The organism is Azospirillum terrae (genome assembly GCF_053470425.1).
Genome location: NZ_JBPXMR010000052.1, coordinates 1 through 1424 on the forward strand (window position 1 = coordinate 1; position 1424 = coordinate 1424).

Sequence of the window (1424 nt, forward strand, 5' to 3'; positions counted from 1 at the left end):
GCGGAAGCGTTCGGGCCGGTCCACCGTGGCGCGGAAGGCCAGGGCCGTCAGCGGGCCGACGCCCGGCACCGTCATCAAACGGCGACAGACCGGTTCGTCGCGCACGATCGCCAGAACCTGTTTGGTCAGCCGCACCAGTTCGCCCACCATGGTCTCGGTGATCGTCAGCAGCGGTTCGGCCAAGGCGGCCAGGACGGCATCGGACGCGGTCAGCTCGCGGACCCGCGCGGCGAAGTGCTTGCGCCCGGGCGTGCCGAGTTTGATCCCGGCCTCGCGCAGCAACGCCCGCACGCCGTTCTCGATATCGCGCAGCTTGTTCAGCACCAGGCGGCGGGCGGTCAGCAGCGCCCGCCACGACCGGCATTGGGCGCTCTTGACATGCACCGGCCGAAACCAGCCGGTGCGCACGATCTGCGCCAGCGCGCGGGCATCGTTGCGATCGGTCTTGATCGGCATCGATCCCATGGCCGCCTTGGCTTGACGCGTTTCCATGCAGATGACGGGCAGACCGGTCGCCGCCATCCGCTCGTGCAGCCAAGCCGTCAGCGAACACGCTTCCAAACCGATCCGCGCCATCGCCAAGCCGAGCCGCTCGAAGAAGCCGATCAGAGCTTCCGGTTCACTGGCGACTTTTGCCTCCTTCACCACCACCCCCTGCGCGTCGATGATGCAGACCGCGGTCTCTTCCAGCGACACGTCCAAACCGGCATAGTAGTCCATGGCTGTTTCTCCGTGATGCTTGTGGCCGATGCACACGGACCACGTTCCATCATCTCGGTCGGAGCAGCCACCGTCTCGGTGAAACCCCAATCACCCCATCTGTCCTGAAAGATTATTTCCGAGCGAGGCGCCGGAGCATCAGACGGATCATGGCGATGCGAATGAAGGCAACGGAGGTGCGGAGGTACTGTTCATAATGGCGTACGAGGCGGCGGCACCGCGTGAGCCATGACAGTGTTCGCTCGACCAGCCAGCGCTTTGGGAGCACGACAAAGCCTTTGGCCTGATCGGAGCGTTTGACGATCTCCAGTTGCCAGTCGCCGGTGTCCCTCACCTTGGTGGCCGCGACATCCCCCTGGTAGCCGCCGTCGGCGAAGATCACTCGGATGAAGGGGAACAGCGCGCGGGTGGCCTTGTCCAGGACCAGGGCGGTGCCGTCGCGGTCCTGGATGTCGGCACGATGAACCGCGACGTTCAGGAGCAGCCCGAGGGTATCAACGAGGATGTGGTACTTGATACCCTTGATCTTCTTGCCCGCGTCGTAGCCGACCGGGTCCGCCGCACACCCCCCTTTTCCGCCGCGCGGACGCTTTGGCTGTCCACCACAGCGGCGGTTGGGCTGGCCTCGCGGCCTTCCCGCTCGCGGACCCGCTGGTAGAGGTCATGGTGGATGCGCTCCAACGTCCCCTCCCAGGCCCACAGGT

Annotated in this window: 1 protein-coding gene and 1 pseudogene; both read right to left on the reverse strand. The window is 65.7% G+C overall.

Annotated features, from left to right (window positions below; translation table 11 throughout):
• Window positions 1–720: IS110 family RNA-guided transposase (locus ACSVDD_RS29655; protein WP_448192999.1), on the reverse strand; the 720-nt coding region annotated here is incomplete at its 3' end.
• Window positions 721–832: 112 nt separating this feature from the next.
• Window positions 833–1424, reverse strand: a pseudogene (locus tag ACSVDD_RS29660) (IS5 family transposase); the annotation flags it as partial.